Origin of the sequence: Rhizobium leucaenae USDA 9039, from assembly GCF_000426285.1 — a bacterium.
GTDB lineage: Bacteria > Pseudomonadota > Alphaproteobacteria > Rhizobiales > Rhizobiaceae > Rhizobium > Rhizobium leucaenae.
This window is the reverse complement of record NZ_AUFB01000011.1, coordinates 72,777-95,671: the sequence shown is the minus strand read 5'-3', so window position 1 is coordinate 95,671 and position 22,895 is coordinate 72,777. Positions and strand designations below refer to the sequence as shown.

At 58.4% G+C, this 22,895-nt stretch carries 22 protein-coding genes; 10 read left to right on the top strand and 12 right to left on the bottom strand.

The window, feature by feature from the left end; translation table 11 throughout:
• Positions 1–117: 117 nt before the first annotated feature.
• Positions 118–543 carry a DUF4864 domain-containing protein gene (locus K290_RS0117860; RefSeq protein WP_037135676.1) on the top strand — a complete coding sequence of 142 codons (426 nt, stop codon included), beginning with the start codon at positions 118–120 and terminating at the stop codon, positions 541–543.
• Positions 544–596: 53 nt separating this feature from the next.
• Here K290_RS0117860 and K290_RS34460 read toward each other — a convergent pair whose 3' ends face one another.
• The 6 genes from K290_RS34460 to coaD form a co-directional block, all read right to left on the bottom strand.
• Positions 597–1,370: a cell wall hydrolase gene (locus K290_RS34460; RefSeq protein ID WP_037135674.1), complete on the bottom strand. Its 774-nt coding sequence runs from the start codon at positions 1,368–1,370 to the stop codon at positions 597–599.
• Positions 1,371–1,702: 332 nt separating this feature from the next.
• Positions 1,703–2,833 carry a tRNA guanosine(34) transglycosylase Tgt gene (tgt, locus tag K290_RS0117850; protein ID WP_028753204.1) on the bottom strand — a complete coding sequence of 377 codons (1,131 nt, stop codon included), beginning with the start codon at positions 2,831–2,833 and terminating at the stop codon, positions 1,703–1,705.
• A 6-nt stretch (positions 2,834–2,839) separates the two neighbouring features.
• Positions 2,840–3,925 (bottom strand): tRNA preQ1(34) S-adenosylmethionine ribosyltransferase-isomerase QueA, encoded by a 1,086-nt coding sequence (queA, locus tag K290_RS0117845; RefSeq protein WP_028753203.1) that lies wholly within the window; start codon positions 3,923–3,925, stop codon positions 2,840–2,842.
• Positions 3,926–4,000: 75 nt separating this feature from the next.
• Entirely contained in the window at positions 4,001–4,510 is a 510-nt protein-coding gene (locus tag K290_RS0117840; protein ID WP_028753202.1) for a peptidylprolyl isomerase, read from the bottom strand.
• A 27-nt stretch (positions 4,511–4,537) separates the two neighbouring features.
• The gene (locus K290_RS0117835) at positions 4,538–5,110 is read right to left on the bottom strand and encodes a peptidylprolyl isomerase (protein WP_028753201.1); all 573 of its coding nucleotides are present in this window, start codon (positions 5,108–5,110) and stop codon (positions 4,538–4,540) included.
• A gap of 37 nt (positions 5,111–5,147) precedes the next feature.
• Positions 5,148–5,651, bottom strand: a complete 504-nt coding sequence (gene coaD, locus K290_RS0117830; protein WP_028753200.1) for a pantetheine-phosphate adenylyltransferase — start codon at positions 5,649–5,651, stop codon at positions 5,148–5,150.
• A 91-nt stretch (positions 5,652–5,742) separates the two neighbouring features.
• Here coaD and K290_RS0117825 point away from each other — a divergent pair, with 91 nt between their 5' ends.
• Entirely contained in the window at positions 5,743–6,069 is a 327-nt protein-coding gene (locus K290_RS0117825) for a hypothetical protein (RefSeq protein ID WP_245276574.1), read from the top strand.
• Between the two features lie 93 nt (positions 6,070–6,162).
• The gene (locus K290_RS37950) at positions 6,163–6,321 is read left to right on the top strand and encodes a hypothetical protein (RefSeq protein WP_172831022.1); all 159 of its coding nucleotides are present in this window, start codon (positions 6,163–6,165) and stop codon (positions 6,319–6,321) included.
• A 363-nt stretch (positions 6,322–6,684) separates the two neighbouring features.
• On the opposite strand, the gene gyrA is transcribed toward K290_RS37950, so the two are convergent.
• Positions 6,685–9,489 carry a DNA gyrase subunit A gene (gene gyrA / locus K290_RS0117810; protein WP_028753198.1) on the bottom strand — a complete coding sequence of 935 codons (2,805 nt, stop codon included), beginning with the start codon at positions 9,487–9,489 and terminating at the stop codon, positions 6,685–6,687.
• A 226-nt stretch (positions 9,490–9,715) separates the two neighbouring features.
• Here gyrA and K290_RS0117805 point away from each other — a divergent pair, with 226 nt between their 5' ends.
• Positions 9,716–10,348, top strand: coding sequence for a MarC family protein (locus K290_RS0117805; protein WP_028753197.1), 633 nt, complete (start codon positions 9,716–9,718; stop codon positions 10,346–10,348).
• Between the two features lie 80 nt (positions 10,349–10,428).
• Here the strand turns inward: K290_RS0117805 and K290_RS0117800 are convergent, their stop codons facing one another.
• A complete protein-coding gene (locus tag K290_RS0117800) occupies positions 10,429–10,989 on the bottom strand; it encodes a single-stranded DNA-binding protein (RefSeq protein WP_028753196.1) in 561 nt (186 codons plus the stop codon).
• 292 nt (positions 10,990–11,281) lie between these two features.
• Here K290_RS0117800 and uvrA point away from each other — a divergent pair, with 292 nt between their 5' ends.
• A complete protein-coding gene (gene uvrA / locus K290_RS0117795) occupies positions 11,282–14,203 on the top strand; it encodes an excinuclease ABC subunit UvrA (RefSeq protein WP_028753195.1) in 2,922 nt (973 codons plus the stop codon).
• Between the two features lie 15 nt (positions 14,204–14,218).
• On the opposite strand, the gene K290_RS0117790 is transcribed toward uvrA, so the two are convergent.
• Positions 14,219–14,605: a type II toxin-antitoxin system VapC family toxin gene (locus K290_RS0117790; protein ID WP_028753194.1), complete on the bottom strand. Its 387-nt coding sequence runs from the start codon at positions 14,603–14,605 to the stop codon at positions 14,219–14,221.
• Positions 14,602–14,868, bottom strand: coding sequence for a type II toxin-antitoxin system Phd/YefM family antitoxin (locus K290_RS0117785; protein ID WP_037135671.1), 267 nt, complete (start codon positions 14,866–14,868; stop codon positions 14,602–14,604). The genes K290_RS0117790 and K290_RS0117785 overlap by 4 nt, the downstream gene beginning before the upstream one ends.
• A 73-nt stretch (positions 14,869–14,941) precedes the next feature.
• Here K290_RS0117785 and K290_RS0117780 point away from each other — a divergent pair, with 73 nt between their 5' ends.
• A complete protein-coding gene (locus tag K290_RS0117780; RefSeq protein ID WP_028753192.1) occupies positions 14,942–15,748 on the top strand; it encodes a DUF72 domain-containing protein in 807 nt (268 codons plus the stop codon).
• Positions 15,749–15,754: 6 nt separating this feature from the next.
• Here K290_RS0117780 and K290_RS0117775 read toward each other — a convergent pair whose 3' ends face one another.
• Positions 15,755–17,230, bottom strand: a complete 1,476-nt coding sequence (locus K290_RS0117775) for a bifunctional ADP-dependent NAD(P)H-hydrate dehydratase/NAD(P)H-hydrate epimerase (RefSeq protein WP_028753191.1) — start codon at positions 17,228–17,230, stop codon at positions 15,755–15,757.
• A gap of 350 nt (positions 17,231–17,580) precedes the next feature.
• On the opposite strand from K290_RS0117775, the gene K290_RS0117770 reads away from it, so the two are divergent.
• The 3 genes from K290_RS0117770 (at position 17,581) to hspQ (ending at position 19,962) form a co-directional block, all read left to right on the top strand.
• Positions 17,581–17,919: a P-II family nitrogen regulator gene (locus K290_RS0117770; RefSeq protein WP_003539626.1), complete on the top strand. Its 339-nt coding sequence runs from the start codon at positions 17,581–17,583 to the stop codon at positions 17,917–17,919.
• Positions 17,920–17,980: 61 nt separating this feature from the next.
• On the top strand, positions 17,981–19,390 hold the full coding sequence (gene glnA / locus K290_RS0117765; RefSeq protein ID WP_028753190.1) for a type I glutamate--ammonia ligase: 1,410 nt from the start codon (positions 17,981–17,983) through the stop codon (positions 19,388–19,390).
• 242 nt (positions 19,391–19,632) lie between these two features.
• Positions 19,633–19,962: a heat shock protein HspQ gene (hspQ, locus tag K290_RS0117760; RefSeq protein WP_028753189.1), complete on the top strand. Its 330-nt coding sequence runs from the start codon at positions 19,633–19,635 to the stop codon at positions 19,960–19,962.
• A 130-nt stretch (positions 19,963–20,092) separates the two neighbouring features.
• Here hspQ and K290_RS0117755 read toward each other — a convergent pair whose 3' ends face one another.
• Entirely contained in the window at positions 20,093–20,752 is a 660-nt protein-coding gene (locus K290_RS0117755) for an invasion associated locus B family protein (protein ID WP_028753188.1), read from the bottom strand.
• A 266-nt stretch (positions 20,753–21,018) separates the two neighbouring features.
• Between K290_RS0117755 and K290_RS0117750 the strand changes: the two genes are divergently transcribed.
• A complete protein-coding gene (locus K290_RS0117750) occupies positions 21,019–22,830 on the top strand; it encodes an extracellular solute-binding protein (RefSeq protein ID WP_028753187.1) in 1,812 nt (603 codons plus the stop codon).
• The last annotated feature ends 65 nt before the right edge of the window (positions 22,831–22,895 follow it).

Sequence of the window (22,895 nt, the reverse complement as noted above, 5' to 3'; positions counted from 1 at the left end):
TTTTGCGAGATTCGATGAGCATCGAACCTTGCAGAAGCTGATCGGTGACACTCCGCCGTCCCTTCTGCAAAGGCACAAAGCGCGCTATGCTCTTCCGGATATTGCCGGAGATCGTCCATGCGCGCCTTATCTCTCGCAGCCACCTTCTGCATCACCCTCGCCTTCGCGCCGGCCGCACGAGCGGAAGATCCGGTGCAGTCGGCACAGACGCTCATTCAGCAACAGATCGAAGCTTTCCTGCACGATGATGCGGCGTCGGCCTATGCCTTCGCTGCACCCGGTATCAAGGCGCTTTTTCCGGACAAGGACACCTTCTTTGCGATGGTGAAGAAGAGCTATCAGCCTGTCTACCATCCAGGCAATTACGCCTTCGGCAAGAGCCGCGCCATCGACAACGGCGCTGTCGTCTATCAGGAAGTGCTGATCACCGGCACGGATGGCAAAGACTGGACGGCAATCTATCAGATCACCCATCAGCCTGATGGCAGCTACAAGATCAATGGCGTACAGATCCTGCCGAACACGACGAGCGAGGGAATTTGATCGGGGTTGCATCTGCTAACATCGATCAAATCCCCTTCACGCTTAAATGAGCTTTAGCCGCCCGTCTTGATGAAACTGACGGACTGGACCGCCGCCCCAGCAAGCGCAGGCCGCGGTAACGGAACGGCTATGCTGGATGTTGGCGCTGCGCTGATGCTTGCAGTCGTCATCGGATCCGGCGTTGGGACCGGGATCTGGTCTGCAGTTGGCAGCAAAATCGGAAATTGCGTCGTTGTGGCCGTTTTCACAGGCACGTAGTTCATTGCAACTTCGTAGGCCGGGAGCGGCGCCGGCGTTTCAAGCGCCCCGTCCAGTCCGCGTTTCTCATAGAATGCGTTTCCGCCAGCCACGGCGACATAGTGCATGTTATTATAGGGGAATTTCAGACCTTCGGTGTGGAAGAACATCGCATCCTTTACGCCCGGATGCCGCCCTCCACTGAGAACCGCCGATGCCGCTTGGTCGAGCTCAGGTTCGGCCTGGTCGCTGACCACCCTCGTCATCACTCCCGGCGCAAATTGCCTCTGCTGCGAGACGACGCCGCAGATCGACGGGGGATAGGCGCCGGAGGTCAGTCTATTCATCACGACCGTTCCCACTGCCATGTATCCATCATGGTCCGAGTGCTCCGACTCGAAATACATGGCTCGCTTCAAACAGTCGCGATCTTTTGCGGTGTAGTTGTAAGTTACCTTCGTCGCCCGAATGGACTTGGAAGAGTTGTTGCTGGCCGAGGGTGCTTTCGCCACCGTCGTACAGCCCGTGGCCGCCAATCCGACAAACAATAATCCGGAAAGACAGGTCCCCAATGCGCGTTGCGCCCTCAACGGCAGGTGCCTCCTATTTTATTAGTGAGCCCTTATCGATTAAGTGGAATGCTTTGTAGCCGAAGTTCTAAGGAATTTCAAACGTAAAGCATCAAAAAATAGCCAGCAAATCTTATCATCGGCGGGCGATGTCTATTTCGATTCACTGTTTTTTCAAATGCTTTTATATTGCGGCATCATCATGGCCCGCTCGGCAAAGCTCGGCACATTTCCGCCGCACTCGCTCACTCAAAAATAGAGAATTACACCGTACCCTATTGGTATAATGTATTATTTTTTTAACTTACGAGCGGAAGGCATTAGCCGGCATTCACATTCAGCGGCGAAAAATTTTACACCGGCTCCAGATCGCCTCTTGCCCAATTCTCCTGGGTCTCGGCCATGAAATCGGCGAAGCGGCCTTCGGCGATCGCCTGGCGGATGCCCTGCATCAGCTCCTGATAATAGGCGAGATTGTGCCAGGAGAGCAGCATGCCGCCGAGCGCCTCGTTGGCGCGGACGAGATGGTGCAGGTAGGCGCGGGAATAGTCGCGTGAGGCCGGGCAGTTCGATTGATCATCGAGCGGGCGCATGTCCTCGGCGTGGCGGGCGTTACGGATATTCACCTTGCCGCGGCGGGTGAAGGCCAGGCCGTGGCGGCCGGAGCGGGTCGGCATCACGCAATCGAACATATCGATACCACGGGCAACGGATTTCAGGATATCGTCCGGCGTGCCGACGCCCATCAGATAGCGCGGCTTCTCCGTCGGCAGTTCGGGAAGGGTGATCTCCAGCATGCGCAGCATAACTTCCTGCGGCTCGCCGACAGCAAGGCCGCCGACCGCATAGCCCTTGAGGTCCATGCCGCTCAACGCCTGTGCGGAACGGACGCGCAGCTCCGGAACGACGCCACCCTGCACGATACCGAACATGGCTTTGCCAGGCTGATTGCCGAAAGCCACCTTGCAGCGTTCCGCCCAGCGCAGCGACATTTCCATGGCGCGCTCGATCTCCTTCGGCGTTGCCGGCAGCGCCACACATTCGTCGAGCTGCATCTGGATGTCGGAGCCGAGCAGGCCCTGGATTTCGATCGAACGCTCCGGCGACATGTGATGCGTGCTGCCGTCGACATGCGATTTGAAGGTGACGCCCTTTTCATCGAGCTTGCGCAGGCCGGAGAGCGACATCACCTGGAAGCCACCGGAGTCGGTCAGGATCGGGTGCTGCCAGCGGATCAGTTCGTGCAGACCGCCCAACCGGGCGACGCGCTCTGCGGTCGGGCGGAGCATCAGGTGATAGGTATTGCCGAGGATGATGTCGGCGCCGGTCTCGCGCACCTGATCAAGATACATCGCCTTGACGGTACCGACCGTACCGACGGGCATGAAGGCCGGCGTGCGGATCGTGCCGCGCGGCATGGAGACTTCGCCGAGACGGGCGCCGCCATCGGTCTTCTTCAATTGGAACTGAAAGCTCTCGCTCATTTCGTCTTAGTCTTTCCGGTAGAGCAGGCTGCCATCGCCATAGGAATAGAAGCGATAGCCTGTCTCAATAGCATGGGTATAAGCCGCGCGCATGGTATCAAGGCCGGCGAAGGCCGATACCAGCATGAACAGCGTCGAACGCGGCAGATGGAAATTGGTCATCAAGAGATCGACCGCCTTGAAACGATAACCGGGCGTGATGAAGATACCGGTCGCGCCCGACCAGGGCTGGATCGTTCCATCGTCACCGGCGGCGCTTTCGATCAACCGAAGGGACGTCGTGCCGACGCAGACGATGCGGCCTCCCCGCGCCTTCACGGCGTTCAGCTTGCCCGCGGTCGTCGCGTCGACATAGCCGATCTCGAAATGCATTTTGTGGTCTTCGGTGTCGTCGGCCTTGACCGGCAGGAAGGTACCGGCGCCGACATGCAGCGTTACGAAGTGCCGCTCGACGCCCATGGCATCCAGTGCGGCAAACAGCGACGGGGTGAAATGCAATCCCGCAGTCGGGGCAGCGACAGCGCCCTCCTCGCGTGCGTAGATGGTCTGGTAGTCGGCACGGTCGCGCTCATCCTCGGGGCGCTTGGCGGCGATATAGGGCGGCAGCGGGATGTGGCCGACAGTGGCGATCGCCTCGTCCAGCGCCGGGCCGGAAAGGTCGAAACGCAGCGTGATCTCGCCGCCCTCGCCTTTCTCTTCCACCACAGCGTCTAGAGCACCGAGGAGGCAGACATTTTCGCCATGGCCGAACTGGATACGATCGCCGATCTTGATACGCTTGCCTGGCTTGGCAAAGGCTTTCCAACGATTGGGTGCCGCGCGCATATGCAGCGTCGCCGACACCTGCTGGCCGGGCGCGCCTTCGCGATGGCGGATGCCCTCCAACTGAGCCGGGATGACCTTCGTGTCGTTGAAGACGACGGCGTCGCCCGGTCGCAGGAATGACGGCAGATCGCGGATGTGATAATCGCTCAGAGCTGCTTCGGCACTATTCGGATCGACGACGAGCAGGCGCGCGCTATCGCGTGGCTCGGCGGGTCTTAGCGCTATGCGCTCATCCGGCAGGTCGAAATCGAAAAGGTCAACGCGCATTTCTGGCAATCTCAGCAAAGCGAAACCCGCCCCCAACGCCAAAGCGCGAGAGGCGGGCTTCAGGAATAATCACGATCAGACGTCGGCGGCAAGCCGTGCGGATACGATCGAATCCGGATCCTTCACTGGTTCGCCGCGCTTGATCTGGTCGACAATGTCCATACCGGAGATTACCTGACCCCAAACGGAGTATTGCTTGTTCAGCCAGGGCGCATCGGCAAAGCAGATGAAGAACTGCGAGTTGGCCGAGTTCGGGTTCTGCGAACGGGCCATCGAGCAGGTGCCGCGAATGTGCGAGGTAGCAGAAAATTCAGCCTTCAGATCCGGCTTGGAAGAACCGCCCATGCCGGCACGGCCGGGATTGAAGCTTTCGCTGCCCTGCTTGCCGTATTGTACGTCGCCGGTCTGAGCCATGAAGCCGTCGATGACGCGATGGAAAACGACGCCGTCATAGGCATTCTCGCGGGCAAGTTCCTTGATGCGAGCAACATGCTCGGGCGCTACCTGCGGCAGCAATTGAATGACGACCTGACCCTTGGTGGTTTCCAGGATGAGGGTGTTTTCGGGATCCTTGATCTCAGCCATTTTCGTTTCCTCTTCTCTTCTCGACTCTTACTTCTTGCCGACCGTGACCTTGACCATCCGGTCGGGGTTGCTGACTTCGCCGTTCTGGCCCTCGCCACGCTTGATCTTGTCGACCAGCTCCATGCCGGAAACGACCTTGCCGACGACGGTGTACTGGCCATTCAGGAAGTCGCCGTCACCGAACATGATGAAGAACTGCGAATTGGCGGAATTCGGATCCTGAGCACGTGCCATGCCGACGGTGCCACGCTTGAATGGAACCTTGGAAAACTCGGCCGGGAGATTGGGCATGTCGGAGCCGCCAGTACCAGCCTTCTGGGGATTGTAACCCTTGGCCATATTACCGTACTGCACGTCGCCGGTCTGGGCCATGAAGCCATCGATGACACGATGGAAGGCGACATTGTCGTAGGCACCCTTTTTCGCCAGCGCTTCGATCTGCGCGACATGCTTCGGAGCAACATCGGGCATCAACTGAACGACGACAGGGCCATCCTTGAGCTGGATCGTCAGAAAATCGTCGGCGGCGGCCGTAAAGGCGCTGCCTGCGAAGGCGGCGAGGCTGAGAAAACCTGCCAATGCGAGATGAAAGAGTTTCATGGGTGCTCCGTTCGGAAGATGAATTTCGGCCAATCTTTTATTCGACCGTGTCTTTTAACTTGCTTGTCAGGGCTTCAAGAACCGCTGCAGGCACGAAAGCGCTGACATCGCCGCCCATTGATGCGATCTGCCGCACCAATGTGGCGGTTATAGGCCGCGATGCTGTGCCGGCCGGCAGGAACAGGGTTTGAATATCGGGCGCCATCTGGCGGTTCATGCCGGCCATTTGCATTTCATAATCCAGATCGGTGCCATCGCGCAGGCCACGTACCAAGAGGCTCGCGCCATGCTTGCGGGCCGCATCGACCACCAGATTGTCGAAGGCGACGACGGAAACATCGCCGACCTTTTGCGGCAGCGCCTCGGCGAGCGATCGGGTGATGAGTTCCGCCCGCTCCTCGAAGGAGAAAAGCGGTTTCTTGCCGGGATGAATGCCGATCGCGACGATAACCTTGGAGGCGACATTCAGCGCCTGCACGAGGACATCCAGATGTCCATTGGTCATCGGATCGAAGGATCCTGGATAAAAGGCTGTCGTCATACCAAACCGGCCCATTGTTTCGACGCCTTTTGTCACGGATGGGCCGGTATCGCAAGTCATTTACAACCCCTTGGCTGCCTCTGAACGGCTGATGAATGCGGCGTTCAAGCCTGTTTCAGATCAACAATGCTTTATTCGCCCCAACATCGAAACGGGCCGCGTTCATCGGCTCACGCGCCTCCGGCTCAGGAAAGATCAGGCCATGTTGGTTTTCATTGTTGCAGTCGCCATTATCGGCTCCTTCGTCGTCGAATACCTCGTTCATCTTTTCGCCGACAATTACGAAATCGAATGGGCGCAGCAGGCTGACACCACCAATTCTGCTCAAGAAATCGCCATCGCTATGCGCGAAACGCATCGCGAATCTGAACGCCAGATGAACAAGGCATTCAAGGTCGCTTCAGACGGACGTTGGTAAACAGAGGCTCAACATCAGGCGGAACCATTCACCAGCCGCCGCGTTAAAGCCCGAACCTTAGATTTGCTCATTGCGGTAAGAAGGAAACAGAGTATGCCCGATAAGATCACCCTTATTAATGTCGTTTGGATGACCATGATTTCGGGAATGCTTGCCGCGACGATCGCTCTCTATGATCAAAAGCCCGACCAGTCGAAGATCTACGGTCCCTTTGCTTCGGCTCGTCCCTTTATTACCACCAGCCAGTATTAAGGGATCTGAACGCTAGTTCCACGAGAGGAAGGGAGCGATCATGTTCACGATATTAACGGTGCTTACGCTCTTCATCAGCAGCATGTTCGTTGTGTCCGTCGCGTCCACAATCTCAGCGCTCCACCGTGAAAGCGAGGAGAGCAAGAAGCTGAATAAACACCATAGGGCGCTCTGAACCACAGCGGTTTCCGATATCTCCCCTCCCGAGCGCGGCCCTCCAATCGCTCGGGTTAATTCGAACCGGACGCTCCCCCAGCGTCCGGTTTTTTGTCGAAAAGGGTGCAGGTCGAAATAGTGCAGTAACGAAAAACCGGGCAGCCAAGCCGCCCGGTCCTTATTTCCATATGCTGAGTGCATCGAAGCTTATTCTTCGGTCGTGCCCCCGGCATCGCCGTTCGAGAGTTCCGCGTCGCCGTTCGAAACATCGTCCTCGGTACCATTGTCACCCGTGTCATCCTCGCCGTCCGGCTCGCTGATGCGCTCGACCGAAACGACTTTCTCATCCTTGGCAGTCGAGAAGATGGTGACACCCTTGGTCGCACGGCTGGCGATGCGGATGCCGTTCACGGGAACACGGATCAACTGGCCGCCATCCGATACCAGCATGAGCTGATCGCCTTCCGCAACCGGGAAGGCGGCCACGAGTTCGCCGATCTCGCCGGTCTTCGACGTGTCCGTGGCGCGGATGCCCTTGCCGCCGCGGCCGGAAATGCGGAAATCATAGGAAGATGAGCGCTTGCCGAAGCCTTTTTCCGAGACCGTCAGCACGAATTGTTCCAGTGCCTTCAGCTCTTCATAGCGCTCATCGCTAAGCTGTCCCTCTTCGGTGACTTCCTCACCGACCAGCGCAATTTCCTCATCTTCGCCCGTGGTCGAGCGGCGGTCGCTGGCGGCGCGCTTGAGGTAGGCGGCACGCTCCCAGGGCTCGGCATCGACGTGATTGACGATGGTCATCGAGATGATGCTGTCGCCCGACGCCAGCGTAATGCCGCGAACGCCGATTGAATTGCGGCCGGCAAAGACGCGCACATCCGAAACCGGGAAGCGGATACACTGGCCAAGCGCCGTCGTCAGAAGCACGTCGTCATGTTCGGTGCAGGTCTCGACGGAGAGGATTTCGTCGCCCTCCTCCTCCAGCTTCATGGCGATCTTGCCGTTGCGATTGACCTGAACGAAGTCCGACAGCTTGTTGCGGCGCACGGTGCCGCGCGTCGTCGAGAACATGACGTCGAGATTGTCCCAGGTGCTCTCATCTTCCGGAAGCGGCATGATCGTGGTGATGCGCTCGCCGGGCTCCAGCGGCAGCATGTTGATCAGCGCCTTGCCGCGCGACTGCGGCGTGCCGATCGGCAGGCGCCAGACCTTCTCCTTGTAGACGATACCGTGCGACGAGAAGAACAGAACCGGCGTATGCGTGTTCAGAACAAATAGCCGAGTAACGAAATCCTCGTCGCGCGTGGTCATTCCGGAGCGGCCCTTGCCACCACGGCGCTGGGCGCGGTAGGTGGTCAGCGGCACGCGCTTGATATAGCCGAGATGCGAAACGGTGACGACCATGTCCTCGCGGGCGATCAGATCCTCGTCGTCCATCTCCAGGCCACCGTCTACGATCTCGGTGCGGCGCGGTGTGCCAAACTCGTCGCGAACGGCGATAAGCTCTTCTTTTACAATGGTTTGGATGCGCACGCGTGACGACAGAATATCGAGATAATCCTTGATCTCGGCGCCGATCTTGTTGAGTTCGTCGCCGATTTCGTCGCGGCCAAGTGCCGTCAAGCGGGCAAGACGCAGTTCGAGAATGGCGCGCGCCTGCTCTTCGGAGAGATTATACGTGCCGTCGTCGTTGATGCGGTGACGCGGATCATCGATTAGCCGGATAAGAGATTCAACGTCTGCGGCCGGCCAGCGGCGCGTCATCAACTCCTCGCGGGCCGATTGCGGATCGGGCGCATGGCGGATGACACGGATAACTTCGTCGATATTGGCGACGGCGATGGCGAGGCCGACCAAGACATGGGCGCGCTCGCGCGCCTTGCGCAGCAGATATTTAGTGCGGCGGCTGACCACATCCTCACGGAAGGAAACGAAGGCGCGCAGCATGTCGAGCAGGGTCAGTTGCTCCGGCTTGCCGCCGTTCAGCGCGACCACGTTGGCGCCGAAGGAGGTCTGCAGCGGCGTATAGCGATAAAGCTGATTGAGGATGACGTCAGCATTGGCGTCGCGCTTCAGCTCGATCACCACGCGATAACCCTGACGGTCGGACTCGTCACGCAGATCGGAGATGCCTTCGATGCGCTTTTCGCGCACGAGCTCGGCCATCTTCTCGATCATCGTCGCCTTGTTCACCTGATAGGGAATCTCGGTGATGATGATCTGTTCGCGGTCACCCCGCATCGGCTCGATCGTTGCGACCCCGCGCATGACGATGGAGCCACGTCCGGTCTCATAGGCGGAGCGGATGCCGGCACGGCCAAGAATCTTGGCACCGGTCGGAAAATCCGGACCCGGGATGATCTGCATGATGTCCGGCAGTTCGATCGCTGGATTGTCGATCATGGCAATGCAGCCGTCGATCACTTCGGAGAGATTATGCGGCGGGATGTTGGTCGCCATGCCGACGGCGATACCGCCGGAACCGTTGACCAAAAGGTTCGGGAACTTTGCGGGCACCACGACAGGCTCGCTCAACGTGCCGTCATAGTTCTCGCGAAAATCGACGGTTTCCTTGTCGAGGTCGTCGAGCAGCGAATGCGCCACCTTCTGCAGGCGGCATTCCGTATAACGTTCGGCCGCCGGCGGATCGCCGTCGACGGAGCCGAAATTGCCCTGACCGTCGATCAGCGGCAAGCGAAGCGACCAGGGCTGCGCCATGCGGGCGAGCGCATCATAAATAGCCAGATTGCCGTGCGGATGGTATTTACCCATCACGTCACCGGTAACGCGGGCGCATTTTACATATTTCTTGTTCCAGTCGATCCCGAGTTCCGACATGCCATAAAGGATGCGCCGATGGACGGGCTTGAGACCATCGCGAACATCGGGAAGCGCGCGGCTGACGATCACGCTCATCGCGTAATCGAGATACGACCGCTGCATTTCTTCCATAATGGAAATCGGCTCGATGCCTGGCGGGAGCTTCCCGCCACCGGGTGGTGTTTGCTCAGTCAAAACAGATCACGATCTCTTTTAGAATCACTGTGAAATTTATAGCCGAAAGGCCCTGCAAGCGCCAATTTTGATGGGTGCTTTTAAACAGGCTTTTGCCCTCTTAACCCGCTAAATCGCACATTTCCGTGGCAGAACGTTTTGACTAGGCCGCATTGCGCTTTGCGAAACGTCATTCCTCGCATATCAATGGGCCAATAATGAACAGAAACAAAGGCGCGGGGGTTATATGGCGAGCGCGGACACGCTGATCAATGCCTTCACAACGCTGCTCGTCACCGTCGACCCGCCAGGTCTTGCTCCGCTCTTCATCGGCCTTACAGCCGGGATGAACCGGGCTCAACGCCATCAGGTGGCGCTGCGCGGCTCGGTGATCGCTTTCTTCATCATGGCGGCCTTTGCCTTGTTCGGTGCGAGCGTGCTCGACATTCTCGGCATTTCCATCGGCGCGTTCCGCATTGCCGGCGGGCTGCTGCTTTTCTGGATCGCTTTCGAGATGGTATTCGAGCGACGGCAGGACAGGAAGGAAAAGACGACTGAAGTCGCAATCACCAAGGATCATATCCAGAATATCGCGGTATTTCCCTTGGCTCTGCCGCTGATCGCCGGTCCCGGCGCCATCTCCGCGACCATCCTGCTGGCCGGTTCGCTGCAGACCATGTTCGATCGAGCCCAGTTGATCCTCGTCATCGCTGTCAATCTCGGGCTGGTCTATGCGGCGTTAGCGATCTCGGAAAGGCTTGACCGCATGCTGGGGTCAACCGGTCGCGCCATCCTGACGCGGCTGCTCGGCGTCATCCTTGCCGCGCTCGCCACTCAATTCGTGGTGGACGGCGCGAAAGCCGCACTCAAGCTCACATAAGGCTGAAGCAGACGCAAAAGATCCGCCCGAAAGGCGGGCCGTTCGCTCAATGCGGCATAACCTGTCGAACAAAGCGGCGATCAGAATGGAATATCGTCGTCCAGGTCGCGCGAGAAATTGCTGCCGCCGCTGCTTGCGGCCCCCCCACGGCCACCGCTGGCGCCGCGGCTGGAAGATTGGGACGAAGGCTGGCCGTAGTCGTCACCGCCATAGTCGCCGCCGTAACCACCGCCAAAGTCACCGCCTCCGCGTCCACCGCGACCGCCTTCGACAGCACCTCCGCCTTCGCCGCGGCCATCCAGCATGGTCAACGTCGAATTGAAGCCCTGCAACACGATTTCGGTCGAATAACGATCCTGGCCGTTCTGGTCCTGCCATTTACGCGTCTGAAGCGCGCCCTCGATATAGACCTTGGCACCCTTCTTCAGATACTGCTCGGCGACCTTGCAAAGACCTTCGTTGAAGATCACGACGCGGTGCCATTCCGTCTTTTCCCGGCGCTCGCCGGAATTGCGGTCGCGCCAGGTTTCCGACGTCGCGATGTTGAGGTTGGCGATCGGACGGCCGTCCTGCGTACGGCGGATTTCCGGGTCCGCCCCAAGATTTCCAACCAGAATTACCTTGTTCACACTACCGGCCATGAGTACCTACCCTGCTTGCCGCCCATCGACGGCTTCTCAAATTCTATCCACGCACCTTAGACTATTGCCGCTATCAGGCGCTATTTAAGCTGCGCCATATGCCGTGGTCATCCACAGAGATTATACGGTATGCGGCCTTGACCCAAAGGCAAATTTGTTCTTTCTTTGTTCTAATTCACCTCTATGATCCTGTCAACCGAATCGAAAACCTGGCGTTGCCCTTCATTTCAGCCTCGACTCACGGCCGGGCATCACTAAATAAGGGCAGACACCAAGGGACCAGCAGACGACGATGAGTGAACTGAAGACTATTTCCATACGTGGCGCGCGCGAGCACAATCTCAAGGGGATCGATCTCGATCTTCCGCGCAACAAGCTGATCGTCATGACCGGCCTTTCCGGCTCGGGCAAATCCTCACTCGCCTTCGACACGATCTATGCCGAAGGGCAGCGCCGCTATGTCGAGAGCCTGTCGGCCTATGCGCGGCAGTTCCTGGAGATGATGCAGAAGCCGGATGTCGATCAGATCGACGGCCTGTCTCCGGCAATTTCGATCGAGCAGAAGACCACGTCACGCAACCCGCGCTCGACGGTCGGTACTGTCACCGAAATCTATGACTACATGCGTCTTCTGTTCGCCCGCGTCGGCGTGCCCTATTCGCCGGCCACAGGTTTGCCGATCGAGAGCCAGACCGTCAGCCAGATGGTCGACCGCGTGCTCGCCTTCGGGGAAGGCACAAGGCTTTATATCCTGGCGCCGCTCGTGCGCGGCCGCAAGGGCGAGTACAAGAAGGAACTGGCGGAGCTCATGAAAAAGGGCTTCCAGCGTGTCAAGGTCGACGGGCAGTTTTACGAGATCGCCGATGTGCCGGCGCTCGACAAGAAATACAAGCACGACATCGACGTCGTAGTGGACCGTATTGTCGTCAGGCCCGACGTGTCGGCCCGCCTGGCGGACAGCTTCGAAACCTCGTTGCGCCTCGCCGACGGCCTCGCCGTTGCGGAATTCGCCGACAAGCCTTTGCCGCCGGAGGAAACCGCGGCCGGCGGCTCCGCCAACAAGTCGTTGAACGAAACGCATGAACGCGTGCTGTTTTCGGAAAAATTTGCCTGCCCGGTTTCCGGCTTCACCATTCCGGAAATCGAGCCCCGGCTCTTCTCGTTCAACAATCCCTTCGGTGCCTGCCCATCCTGCGACGGCCTCGGCTCACAGCAAAAAATTGATCCGGAGTTGATCGTCCCGGAACCGGAGCGCACGCTGCGCGACGGCGCTATCGCGCCCTGGGCCAAATCGACTTCGCCTTACTACAATCAGACGCTGGAAGCGCTCGGCAAGCATTACGGCTTCAAGCTCGGCAGCCGCTGGGGCGACCTGTCGGATACGGCGAAAGACGTCATCCTGAACGGCACTGAGGACAAGATCGAGTTTCATTACGCCGACGGCGCCCGTTCCTATACGACGCACAAGAATTTCGAGGGCATCGTGCCGAACCTCGAGCGGCGCTGGAAGGAAACGGATTCCGCCTGGGCGCGCGAGGAGATCGAACGTTTCATGTCGGCCGCCCCTTGCCCGGCCTGCAATGGCTATCGCCTGAAGCCCGAAGCGCTGGCGGTGAAGATCAACAAGCTGCATATCAGCCAGGTCGCTGAAATGTCGATCCGGGTTGCCCGCGATTGGTTCAACGTGCTGCCGGAGACGTTCACCGATAAGCAGAACGAGATCGCCGTGCGTATCCTCAAAGAGATCCGCGACCGCCTGCGTTTCCTGAACGATGTCGGCCTCGAATATCTGAGCCTGTCGCGCAATTCCGGCACGCTGTCGGGCGGAGAAAGCCAGCGTATTCGCCTGGCCTCGCAGATCGGCTCAGGCCTGACCGGCGTGCTCTATGTTCTCGACGAACCGTCGATCGGCCTGCATCAACGCGACAATGCTCGTCTGCTGGAAACACTGAAGCATCTGCGCGACATCGGCAATACGGTCATCGTCGTCGAACACGACGAGGATGCGATCCTAACGGCGGATGATGTCGTCGATATCGGTCCCGCCGCCGGCGTGCATGGCGGCGAGGTGGTGGCGCATGGCACGCCGCAGGACATCATGGCCAATCCCAAATCGCTGACCGGCAAATATCTGTCCGGCGAGTTCGGCGTGCCGGTTCCCGACGAGCGCCGCAAGGTCAAGAAGGGCAAGGAGATCAAGGTTATCGGCGCGAGAGGCAACAACCTCAAGAACGTCACGGCCTCGATCCCGCTCGGGGTCTTCACTGCGGTTACCGGCGTTTCCGGCGGCGGCAAGTCCACCTTCCTTGTCGAGACGCTCTACAAGTCGGCCGCCCGCCGCGTCATGGGCGCGCGCGAAATCCCGGCCGACCACGATCGCATCGATGGCTTCGAACATATCGACAAGGTGATCGACATCGATCAATCGCCGATCGGCCGCACGCCGCGATCGAACCCGGCAACCTATACCGGCGCCTTCACGCCGATCCGCGATTGGTTTGCTGGCCTGCCGGAAGCCAAGGCGCGCGGCTATCAGCCGGGCCGCTTTTCCTTCAATGTCAAGGGCGGTCGCTGCGAAGCCTGCCAGGGCGACGGCGTCATCAAGATCGAAATGCACTTCCTGCCCGATGTCTACGTCACCTGCGACGTCTGCCACGGCAAGCGTTACAACAGAGAAACTCTGGACGTCACTTTCAAGACCAAGTCGATCGCCGATGTGCTCGACATGACGGTCGAAGAAGGCGTCGATTTCTTCGCGGCCGTTCCAGCCGTGCGCGACAAGCTCCAGTCTCTGAAAGATGTCGGCCTCGGCTATATCAAGGTCGGTCAGCAGGCCAATACGCTTTCGGGCGGCGAAGCGCAGCGTGTCAAGCTGGCCAAGGAGCTATCGAAGCGCTCGACCGGGCGCACGCTCTATATCCTCGACGAGCCGACCACCGGCCTGCACTTCCATGACGTCGCCAAGCTCCTGGAAATGCTGCACGAGTTGGTCAACCAGGGCAATTCGGTTGTCGTCATCGAGCACAATCTGGAGGTCATCAAGACGGCCGACTGGATCCTCGACTTCGGTCCCGAAGGCGGCGACGGCGGCGGCGAGATCGTCGCCGCGGGCACGCCGGAGACGATCGTCAAGGAGAAGCGGTCCTATACCGGTCAGTTTCTGAAGGAACTGCTGGAGCGCCGGCCGATGAAGAAGGTGGCGGCGGCGGAGTGACGTTTCGCCGGATATTTACCAGATAAGATTGAGGCCGAATTCTGCGAATGCCGGATCGGCTGTAATGAGCGAAAGGCTTTCCGCCTTGCACTGGGCGGCAAGCAGCCTGTCAAAAGGGTCTTTATGATTTCCAGGCATTTTGCCCGCTAGCAGGGCATGGCCGGTATTCACATCAAGGCATTTAAAGGCGCCCGCAGTGACATAGTTGTCGAAATTCTCGGCGATTTCACGTGCAAAATCGAGCTTGCCGATGCGGACTTTCGTGGCGATCTCAAACGGAGTGACGGAGCTTATGTATCGGGAGGCATCTGGATCTTCGATTGCATTTCTCGCTACGGAACTTAGTCGAGGGTCTGCCGTAAGCCACCAAAGCAGTGCATGCGTATCCAGAAGAAAATTCACTTTTCACCGTCGAACGAATATTTGCCTTCCCATGCATCTAGCTCATCTTTCGACAGCGGATCAAAGAAGAAGGAATCCGGAATTTTGCCGCGTAAGTGCGCAAGGCTGCCATAACCACGGATCTCTGGTTTGGCCTCCCGAAGCCCGACGATTTTCGCAACAGGCTTGTTGCCACGCGCCAATACAATCTCCTCGCCGGCTTCTGCACGAGCGATAAGTTTCGAGAGATCGGTTTTGGCCTTATGAATGGTGACGATCGTCATCAAGCAACCTTGTTTCGACAAGAGTTGTTCAAAACATAGCTAAGCAATATAGCTAAGTCAATTGGAGGAGAGAATGACCACTGCAGGCACGATCCGAACCGGCATCGGCGGCTGGACCTTTGAGCCCTGGCGCGGGACATTTTATCCCGAGACGCTCAAGCAGAAGGACGAGCTTAATTTCGCCAGCCGCAAGCTGAAGGTGATCGAGGTCAACGGCACCTATTACAGCACGCAGAAGCCGGAGGTTTTTGCCAAATGGGCAGCCGATGTGCCTGAGGGTTTCATCTTCTCCCTCAAGGCGACCCGTTTTGTCACCAACCGGCGCGTGCTTTCCGAGGCCGGTGAATCGATGCAGCGCTTTCTCGAATCCGGCATCAGCGAACTGGGCGATCATCTTGGACCGCTTCTCTGGCAGTTCGCGCCGACCAAGAAATTCGATCCGGATGATTTCGAGGCATTTCTCAAGCTGCTGCCGAACAAGCAGGACGGCCAGGCGCTGAAGCATGTCGTCGAGGTCAGGCATGACTCGTTCAAGGTGCCGGAATTCATCGCGTTGCTTGCCAAATATAATGTCGCGCCTGTTTGCGCCGAGCATTTCGAATATCCGATGATCGCCGATGTGACCGCAGATTTCGTCTATGCCCGCCTGCAGAAGGGTTCCGACGATATCAAGACCTGCTATCCGCCGAAGGAATTGAAGGTCTGGGCCAAGCGGTTGGAAACGTGGGCCGAGGGCGGGGTACCCGATGACCTGCCGTTGATCGATGGGGATCGCAAGGTCAAGGCTGAGCCGCGGGACGTCTTTGCCTTCATGATTCATGAGGGCAAGGTCAATGCTCCGCATGGCGCTATTGCGCTGCAGGAGGAAGTGGCGAAGTAGCGCTTCTCAAAAAGGAGCGACATGGGCGACGAGGTCTTCGGCCGTCAGTCCTTTTCCCGCGCGCTGCCCGGCGAGGCCGTGCAGCCAAACGCCGGCCGCGGCCGCTTCGAACGCAGGCGCTCCCTGCGCCAGAAGGCCACCGATGATGCCGGCGAGCACGTCGCCGGAGCCGGCGGTGGCAAGCCATGGCGGCGCATTGGTGTTGATCAAAGCCCGGCCATCGGGTGCGGCAATGACGCTATCGGCGCCTTTGTAGATGATGGCAGCATGGGCGCGTGCCGCTGCCGCCCTCGCCTTTTCGACCTTGCTCAACGCATCATCGGCGGCAATATCAGGAAACAAACGGGCAAACTCGCCCTCATGCGGCGTCAATATCAGCCGTGTCGGGCCATCCGCGAAAGCATCAAACAAGCGCTGCGGTTCGTCGCGAAACGACGTGATGCCATCGGCATCGAGCACCAGATGGCGATCGCTCACCGCCAGGGCAAATTGCCGCGCTTTCTCGCCAGCACCGAAGCCAGGGCCGAGAATGAAGGTCGAGAGGCGCTGGTCGGTAAGCCAGGCGCGCAAGGCAGCCTCGTCGTCGACGGCGCGCAGCATGATCGCCGTCAGCAGCCCCGCATTGACCGTCAGCGCCTCTTCCGGCGAGGCGATGGTGACGAGCCCTGCCCCCGCCTTTAGCCCCGCCATGGCCGACATGCGCGCAGCACCCGTAGCAGTCGCTCCGCCGGAAAAGACCACCAGATGACCGCGCTTGTATTTGTGGGCATCCGTGGCAGCCGCAGGAAGGTCGGTCTGCCATTGCGCCGGCGTGTTTTCCGCGATCAGGCCGTCTGCGTGTGCGCAGACAATGCGCGCGGGAATGCCGATGTCAAAAACCTCCAGAACACCACAAAGATCTCGCCCGGGCATCAGCAGGTGACCGGGCTTGCGGGTCATGAATGTGACCGTGCGCACGGCACGAAAGGCGGCACCAAGCACCTGACCGCTGCGGCCGTCGAGACCAGAGGGCAAGTCGACGGCGATGACGGGAATATCGGCCTCAGCAATCTCTGCGATGATCGCCCCTACCTCATCGGGGACGGGACGGGAGAGGCCTGCGCCGAAAATGGCGTCGATGACAACGTCTCCCCGGCGCGGCAAATAGCGTCGGAGTGTCTCTCCACCGAGCGGACATTCCGCAAAGGCGCGGGCAGCATCGCCCTTCAATGTTTTGGGATCACCTAGGCGGAAGAGCCGAACCTCCATGCCGGCTTGCCGCAGAGCGCGGGCCGCGACATAGCCGTCGCCGCCATTGTTGCCGGGACCGCAGAGCACGATAAATCGCAGCGCCTCGGGGAAATGCCGAAGGGCGCTCGCCGCCACCGCCTGCCCGGCCCTTTCCATAAGCCCATAGGAGTCGATGCCAGACGCAGCCGCCGCCCGATCGACGGCAGCCATATCCCCTGGCGAAAGAAGCAGATCGGCGAGCGGTGACATCATGATGGATATCATTGAATGCGAAACCTGCCTGAAAAACAATCGCTATTCCGAGGCATCTTTTGCCTATAGATCATGCTTTTGCATAATTATTATGCAGGCGCATTCAAAATCCTCTTGAAGTACAATTGTGAGAAATACAGCACTTTTTTGCAAAATTTTGCTTCTTCTCATGCGTTTCGGTGCGAAATCGCTTTCATTTTCCCGAAAAATCCTCATCAATCCGGAGTCTCGGCCTCAATTCGCCGAGATTTTTTGCGGCAGGCCTCCGTGAACTGGCATGATACGTGCATCAGGTTGGCCGAGCGGGGAATGGTCCTGCTGTAACGGGAGAAGCGGAGAGACATTTTCTCATGAAAAAGATCGAAGCGATCATTAAGCCTTTCAAACTCGACGAAGTGAAGGAAGCCCTTCAGGAAGTCGGTCTGCAGGGCATCACTGTCACGGAAGCGAAGGGCTTCGGTCGTCAGAAAGGCCACACGGAGCTTTACCGTGGCGCCGAATACGTCGTCGACTTCCTGCCTAAGGTCAAGGTCGAAGTCGTATTGGCGGACGAGAATGCGGAAGCGGTGATCGACGCCATTCGCAAGGCTGCGCAAACCGGCCGGATCGGCGACGGAAAGATTTTCGTCTCCAACGTGGAAGAGGTCATTCGAATCCGCACCGGAGAAACAGGTATAGACGCCATCTAACCCGCCCGGCCGTTGCGGCCGAGGCTCGTAATCGTCATCTAAGTCAAGGGAAGTAATTTTAATGACGACCGCAAGCGAAATTCTCAAGCAAATCAAGGATAACGACGTTAAGTTCGTTGACCTGCGGTTCACCGATCCCAAGGGCAAGCTGCAGCATGTCACGATGGACATCGTCTGCGTCGATGAAGACATGTTCGCCGACGGCGTCATGTTCGACGGCTCCTCGATTGCTGGTTGGAAGGCCATCAACGAATCCGACATGGTGCTGATGCCCGATACCGAAACGGTTCACATGGATCCGTTCTTCGCGCAGTCTACCATGGTCATCCTCTGCGACATTCTCGATCCGGTCTCCGGCGAAGCCTACAACCGCGATCCGCGCGGCACCGCCAAAAAGGCCGAAGCCTATCTCAAGGCATCCGGTATCGGCGATACCGCCTTCTTCGGTCCGGAAGCCGAATTCTTCGTCTTCGACGACGTCAAGTACAAGGCCGATCCGTACAACACCGGCTTCAAGCTCGACTCCAGCGAATTGCCGTCCAACGACGACACCGATTATGAAACCGGCAACCTCGGCCACCGTCCGCGCGTGAAGGGCGGCTACTTCCCGGTTCCCCCCGTCGACAGCGCCCAGGACATGCGTTCCGAGATGCTGACGGTCCTCGCTGAAATGGGCGTCGTCGTCGAAAAGCACCATCACGAGGTCGCGGCTGCCCAGCATGAGCTCGGCATCAAGTTCGACACGCTGGTGCGCAACGCCGACAAGATGCAGATCTACAAGTATGTCGTTCACCAGGTCGCCAATGCCTACGGCAAAACGGCGACCTTCATGCCGAAGCCGATCTTCGGCGACAACGGCTCGGGCATGCACGTTCACCAGTCGATCTGGAAGAGCGGCAAGCCGACGTTCGCAGGCGACGAATATGCAGGCCTCTCCGAGAGCTGCCTCTTCTATATCGGCGGTATCATCAAGCATGCCAAGGCGATCAACGCCTTCACCAACCCGTCGACGAACTCCTACAAGCGTCTCGTACCGGGCTATGAGGCTCCGGTTCTGCTCGCCTATTCGGCTCGCAACCGCTCGGCCTCCTGCCGCATCCCGTTCGGCTCCAACCCCAAGGCAAAGCGCGTCGAAGTTCGCTTCCCCGACCCGACCGCCAACCCTTATCTCGCCTTTGCCGCCATGCTGATGGCCGGCCTCGACGGCATCAAGAACAAGATCCATCCGGGCAAGGCCATGGACAAGGATCTCTACGATCTGCCGCCGAAGGAGCTGAAGAAAATCCCGACGGTTTGCGGCTCGCTGCGCGAAGCGCTCGAAAGCCTGGACAAGGATCGCAAGTTCCTGACCGCCGGCGGCGTCTTCGACGACGATCAGATCGATTCCTTCATCGAACTGAAGATGCAGGAAGTCATGCGCTTCGAAATGACTCCGCATCCGGTCGAATACGATATGTATTACTCGGCATAAGAACCGGGGCGAAAGCCCCGGTCAGTTCATCAGCCGGGGCTTTTATTTGCTGGCAAGCGTGAGGCAAACGTACTTTCGGTCGCGGCTGCCTTGCTGGACAAAATAATTCGTGTATCCCGCGATCGAACAATATTGGGCGAGCAGCGTTGATCGAATGTGACAACTGAATGAAGGAATCGGGGCAAAATCCTTGATATCGGCGGTGGAATTCACCACATGATTGCTTGAAAGGAAGTCGCGCCATGAAAGAACGCTACGCAAAATTCAACATAGGCGACGTGGTTCGGCACCGGATGTTCCCCTTCCGCGGTGTCATCTTCGACGTCGACCCGGAATTCGCCAACACCGAAGAATGGTGGAATTCCATACCGGCAGAAGTGCGGCCCAGCAAAGACCAGCCCTTCTACCACCTTCTCGCCGAAAACGACGAGACGGAATATGTCGCATACGTATCCGAGCAGAATCTGATCAGCGACGAGAGCGGTATCCCGCTCCGTAACCCGCAGATTGCTCAAATATTCGATAAGGCGCCTACAGGCGAGTTCAAGCCCAAGATGAGCTTCGCCCACTGAGCGTCCAGTCCATGCAAGTTTCCGAAGGGAAGACGCTCCCAACGTCTTCCCTTTCGTGTTTCTGGATATACGGCCAATAAAAAAGCCCGGTTCGACCGGGCTTTTCATGTAATTGTGAAAACGCTGCGATTTACTGCTGCTTTGCAGCCTTTTGGGCGTCTTCCAGCTTCTTGCGGGCTTCTTCGGCCTTTTTCTGCATGCTGTCCTGCAGGCTCTTCTGGCTTTCGGCCAGCTTCGAGTCGGAGATCGCCGGGCCGTCATAGGCAGCGCCGAAGCCGTCGAGCGAGATCTTGATCGGGTTCGGAGCGCGACGGAAATTGATCGAGGTGAAGGTTACGTCGGTGCCCTTCTTCAAGGATGCGATCATGGCATCGGTGAGCGGCACTTCGGCCGTGCACTTGTCCGGCAAACAAACGGCGTAATCGATCTTCTGGCCCTTGCCGCCATCGACCTGCATGGTGATGCCCGGAGCGATCAGACGTGCGGTCGGAACGGAAATCTGGAGGATCTTGCGGTTGACCTTGCCGTCGACCGAGATGAGACCGACTGCGGTCACCAACTGGCCGTTGTTGGCCATGATCAGGTTCTGAACGATGCAGATATCGGCGTCGTCCTGCTTGGTGCAGGTCTTGTACCAGCCGAGGCGCGGCTGGGCGGGGTTGCCACCGCCATCAGCGGGAGCTGCGTCTGAGGCTTCCTGAGCGAAAGCAGCGGCCGGAAGCGCTGCACCGATCATGAGAGCCAGAGCAGAAAGACCTGCCCGCATTTTGTTGTCAGTCTTGAACGTCATAGCGAAAACGCCTCCTGAAATCCGATGCGGGACGACAGCCTGCCGCCCCATGCCAATCGGGTCAAACTGCCGTCCACCTGTCGAAAGATTAAGGCAAATGCATGACCCGGGAAACCCGGCACCCCTGTTACATCGCACCGGCGCGGATATCCAGCTTTTCTTTGGTCTTTTCTGTCGAGACTTAAGAATTCCGGTCAGCGCGTGTTGGATTCGGCACTCTCATGATAAGGTTCCGCAGAATCATGCCCCTTACCGGAAAGGATGCCATGCAAGCGCTCCGGATCGCTATTTTCCTGATCTTCTCAGCATTCTGCAGTGCGGCGGCCGCCCAGCCGCTCTATGGTATCGCAATGCATGGAGATCCTGCCTTGCCGGCGGATTATACGCATTTTCCCTATGTCAATCCGAACGTAAAAAAGGGCGGCCACATCAACTATGGCGTCGTCGGTACCTTCGACAATCTCAATCCCTTCATCCTGAAAAGCATGCGCACGACGGCGCGCGGTATGTGGGACCCGGATTACGGCAATCTCATCTACGAATCGCTGATGCAGCGCTCGCGCGACGAGCCCTTCACGCTTTACGGGCTGCTAGCCCAAACGGTCGAATGGGACGACAGCCGCAGCTATATTCAGTTCAATCTCAATCCGAACGCCAAGTGGTCGGATGGGCAGCCAGTGACGCCCGAGGATGTGATCTTCACCTTCCAACTGCTGCACGATAAGGGTCGCGTACCGTTTTCTTCGTGGCTCGATGCCGTCGGCAAAATCGAGAAAGTCGGCGACCACAGCGTCTTGGTCCGTTTCAACGAAAAGGCCAATCGCGAAACGCCGCTGATCATTGCCTCGTCGTTGCCGATCCTGCCGAAACATGCGATCGATTCCGATAGTTTCGACCGGACCACGCTCAGCATACCGATCGGTTCCGGCCCCTATAGGGTCAAGAGCATCGATCCCGGCCAGCGCATCGTTTTTGAACGCAATCCCGATTATTGGGGCAAGGATATCCCCTCAAAGGTCGGCGTCGACAATTACGACGAGATATCAGTCAATTATTTCCTGCAGGACACCACGCTGTTCGAAGCCTTCAAGAAGGGCGATATCGATATCTATCCAGACGGCAGCCCCGGCCATTGGCAGGTGGCCTATGATTTCCCGGCCGTGACTTCCGGCGCCGTCATCAAGGATGTTTTTAAGCCGCAGTTGCCGAGCGGTATGTTCGGCTTTGTTTTCAATACGCGGCGGCCGATCTTTGCCAACAAGAAAGTGCGCCAGGGACTCACGCTCGCCTTCGATTTCGAATGGGTGAACCGGAATCTCTCGTCGAATGCCTATACGCGCACGGAGAGCTATTGGCAGAACTCAGACCTCTCGTCGTTCGGCGTGCCCGCCGATGCGCATGAACTGGCCATGCTCGGCCCGATCAAGGATCGTATCGATCGCGACGTGCTTGATGGCACCTACAAGCTGCCTGTCAGCGACGGTTCCGGCCGTGATCGGGCTATCCTGCGCAAGACCGTCGACCTGCTGAAGCAAGGCGGCTACACGATCAAAGGCGAAAAGATGGTCGATAGCGCCGGGCGTCAGCTCAGCTTCGAGATCATGACGCAGAATGCCGACCAGGAACGTATCGCGATCGCCTATCGCCGATCCCTGGCGCTGCTCGGCATCGCGGTGACGATCCGCACCGTGGACGATTCGCAATATCAGCGCCGGACGATCAGCTACGACTATGACATGATCATCAAGTCTTATCCCTCGTCGCTATCGCCGGGAACCGAACAGCTCGGGCGCTGGAGTTCGACCGCCGCAAAAACCGAAGGCAGCTTCAATTTCGCAGGGGTCGCCGACCCGGATGTAGATACGCTGATGTCGCATTTCCTGACGGCCCACTCGGCCGAAGATTTTCGCGATGCGGTGCGCTCTTTCGACCGCATCCTGATCTCGGGCTATTACCTTGTGCCGCTTTACCATATCGACCAGCAATGGGTGGCGCGGCGCAGCCGTATCGCTCATCCCGATGTCCTGCCGCTCTATGGCTATCAATTGCCCGTTTGGTGGGATGCGTCGGTGCAATAAAGGCTTCCGCCGCCAATTGTTGCCCGGTTCCTTTTCGGTAACTGGTTGAAGCCGCCAGCCCAAAG

Coding starts and splice junctions, on each gene's coding strand:
- glnA (WP_028753190.1), top strand. CDS start 17,981: ATGACGACCGCAAGCGAAATTCTCAAGCAAATCAAGGATAACGACGTT.
- K290_RS0117860 (WP_037135676.1), top strand. CDS start 118: ATGCGCGCCTTATCTCTCGCAGCCACCTTCTGCATCACCCTCGCCTTC.
- K290_RS0117840 (WP_028753202.1), bottom strand. CDS start 4,510: ATGGCTGAGATCAAGGATCCCGAAAACACCCTCATCCTGGAAACCACC.
- K290_RS0117780 (WP_028753192.1), top strand. CDS start 14,942: ATGACCACTGCAGGCACGATCCGAACCGGCATCGGCGGCTGGACCTTT.
- K290_RS37950 (WP_172831022.1), top strand. CDS start 6,163: ATGCCCGATAAGATCACCCTTATTAATGTCGTTTGGATGACCATGATT.
- K290_RS0117775 (WP_028753191.1), bottom strand. CDS start 17,230: ATGATGTCACCGCTCGCCGATCTGCTTCTTTCGCCAGGGGATATGGCT.
- K290_RS0117785 (WP_037135671.1), bottom strand. CDS start 14,868: ATGACGATCGTCACCATTCATAAGGCCAAAACCGATCTCTCGAAACTT.
- tgt (WP_028753204.1), bottom strand. CDS start 2,833: ATGAGCGAGAGCTTTCAGTTCCAATTGAAGAAGACCGATGGCGGCGCC.
- K290_RS0117835 (WP_028753201.1), bottom strand. CDS start 5,110: ATGAAACTCTTTCATCTCGCATTGGCAGGTTTTCTCAGCCTCGCCGCC.
- K290_RS0117805 (WP_028753197.1), top strand. CDS start 9,716: ATGGCGAGCGCGGACACGCTGATCAATGCCTTCACAACGCTGCTCGTC.
- hspQ (WP_028753189.1), top strand. CDS start 19,633: ATGAAAGAACGCTACGCAAAATTCAACATAGGCGACGTGGTTCGGCAC.
- K290_RS0117755 (WP_028753188.1), bottom strand. CDS start 20,752: ATGACGTTCAAGACTGACAACAAAATGCGGGCAGGTCTTTCTGCTCTG.
- K290_RS0117825 (WP_245276574.1), top strand. CDS start 5,743: ATGAATGCGGCGTTCAAGCCTGTTTCAGATCAACAATGCTTTATTCGC.
- queA (WP_028753203.1), bottom strand. CDS start 3,925: ATGCGCGTTGACCTTTTCGATTTCGACCTGCCGGATGAGCGCATAGCG.
- coaD (WP_028753200.1), bottom strand. CDS start 5,651: ATGACGACAGCCTTTTATCCAGGATCCTTCGATCCGATGACCAATGGA.
- K290_RS0117800 (WP_028753196.1), bottom strand. CDS start 10,989: ATGGCCGGTAGTGTGAACAAGGTAATTCTGGTTGGAAATCTTGGGGCG.
- K290_RS0117750 (WP_028753187.1), top strand. CDS start 21,019: ATGCAAGCGCTCCGGATCGCTATTTTCCTGATCTTCTCAGCATTCTGC.
- uvrA (WP_028753195.1), top strand. CDS start 11,282: ATGAGTGAACTGAAGACTATTTCCATACGTGGCGCGCGCGAGCACAAT.
- K290_RS0117770 (WP_003539626.1), top strand. CDS start 17,581: ATGAAAAAGATCGAAGCGATCATTAAGCCTTTCAAACTCGACGAAGTG.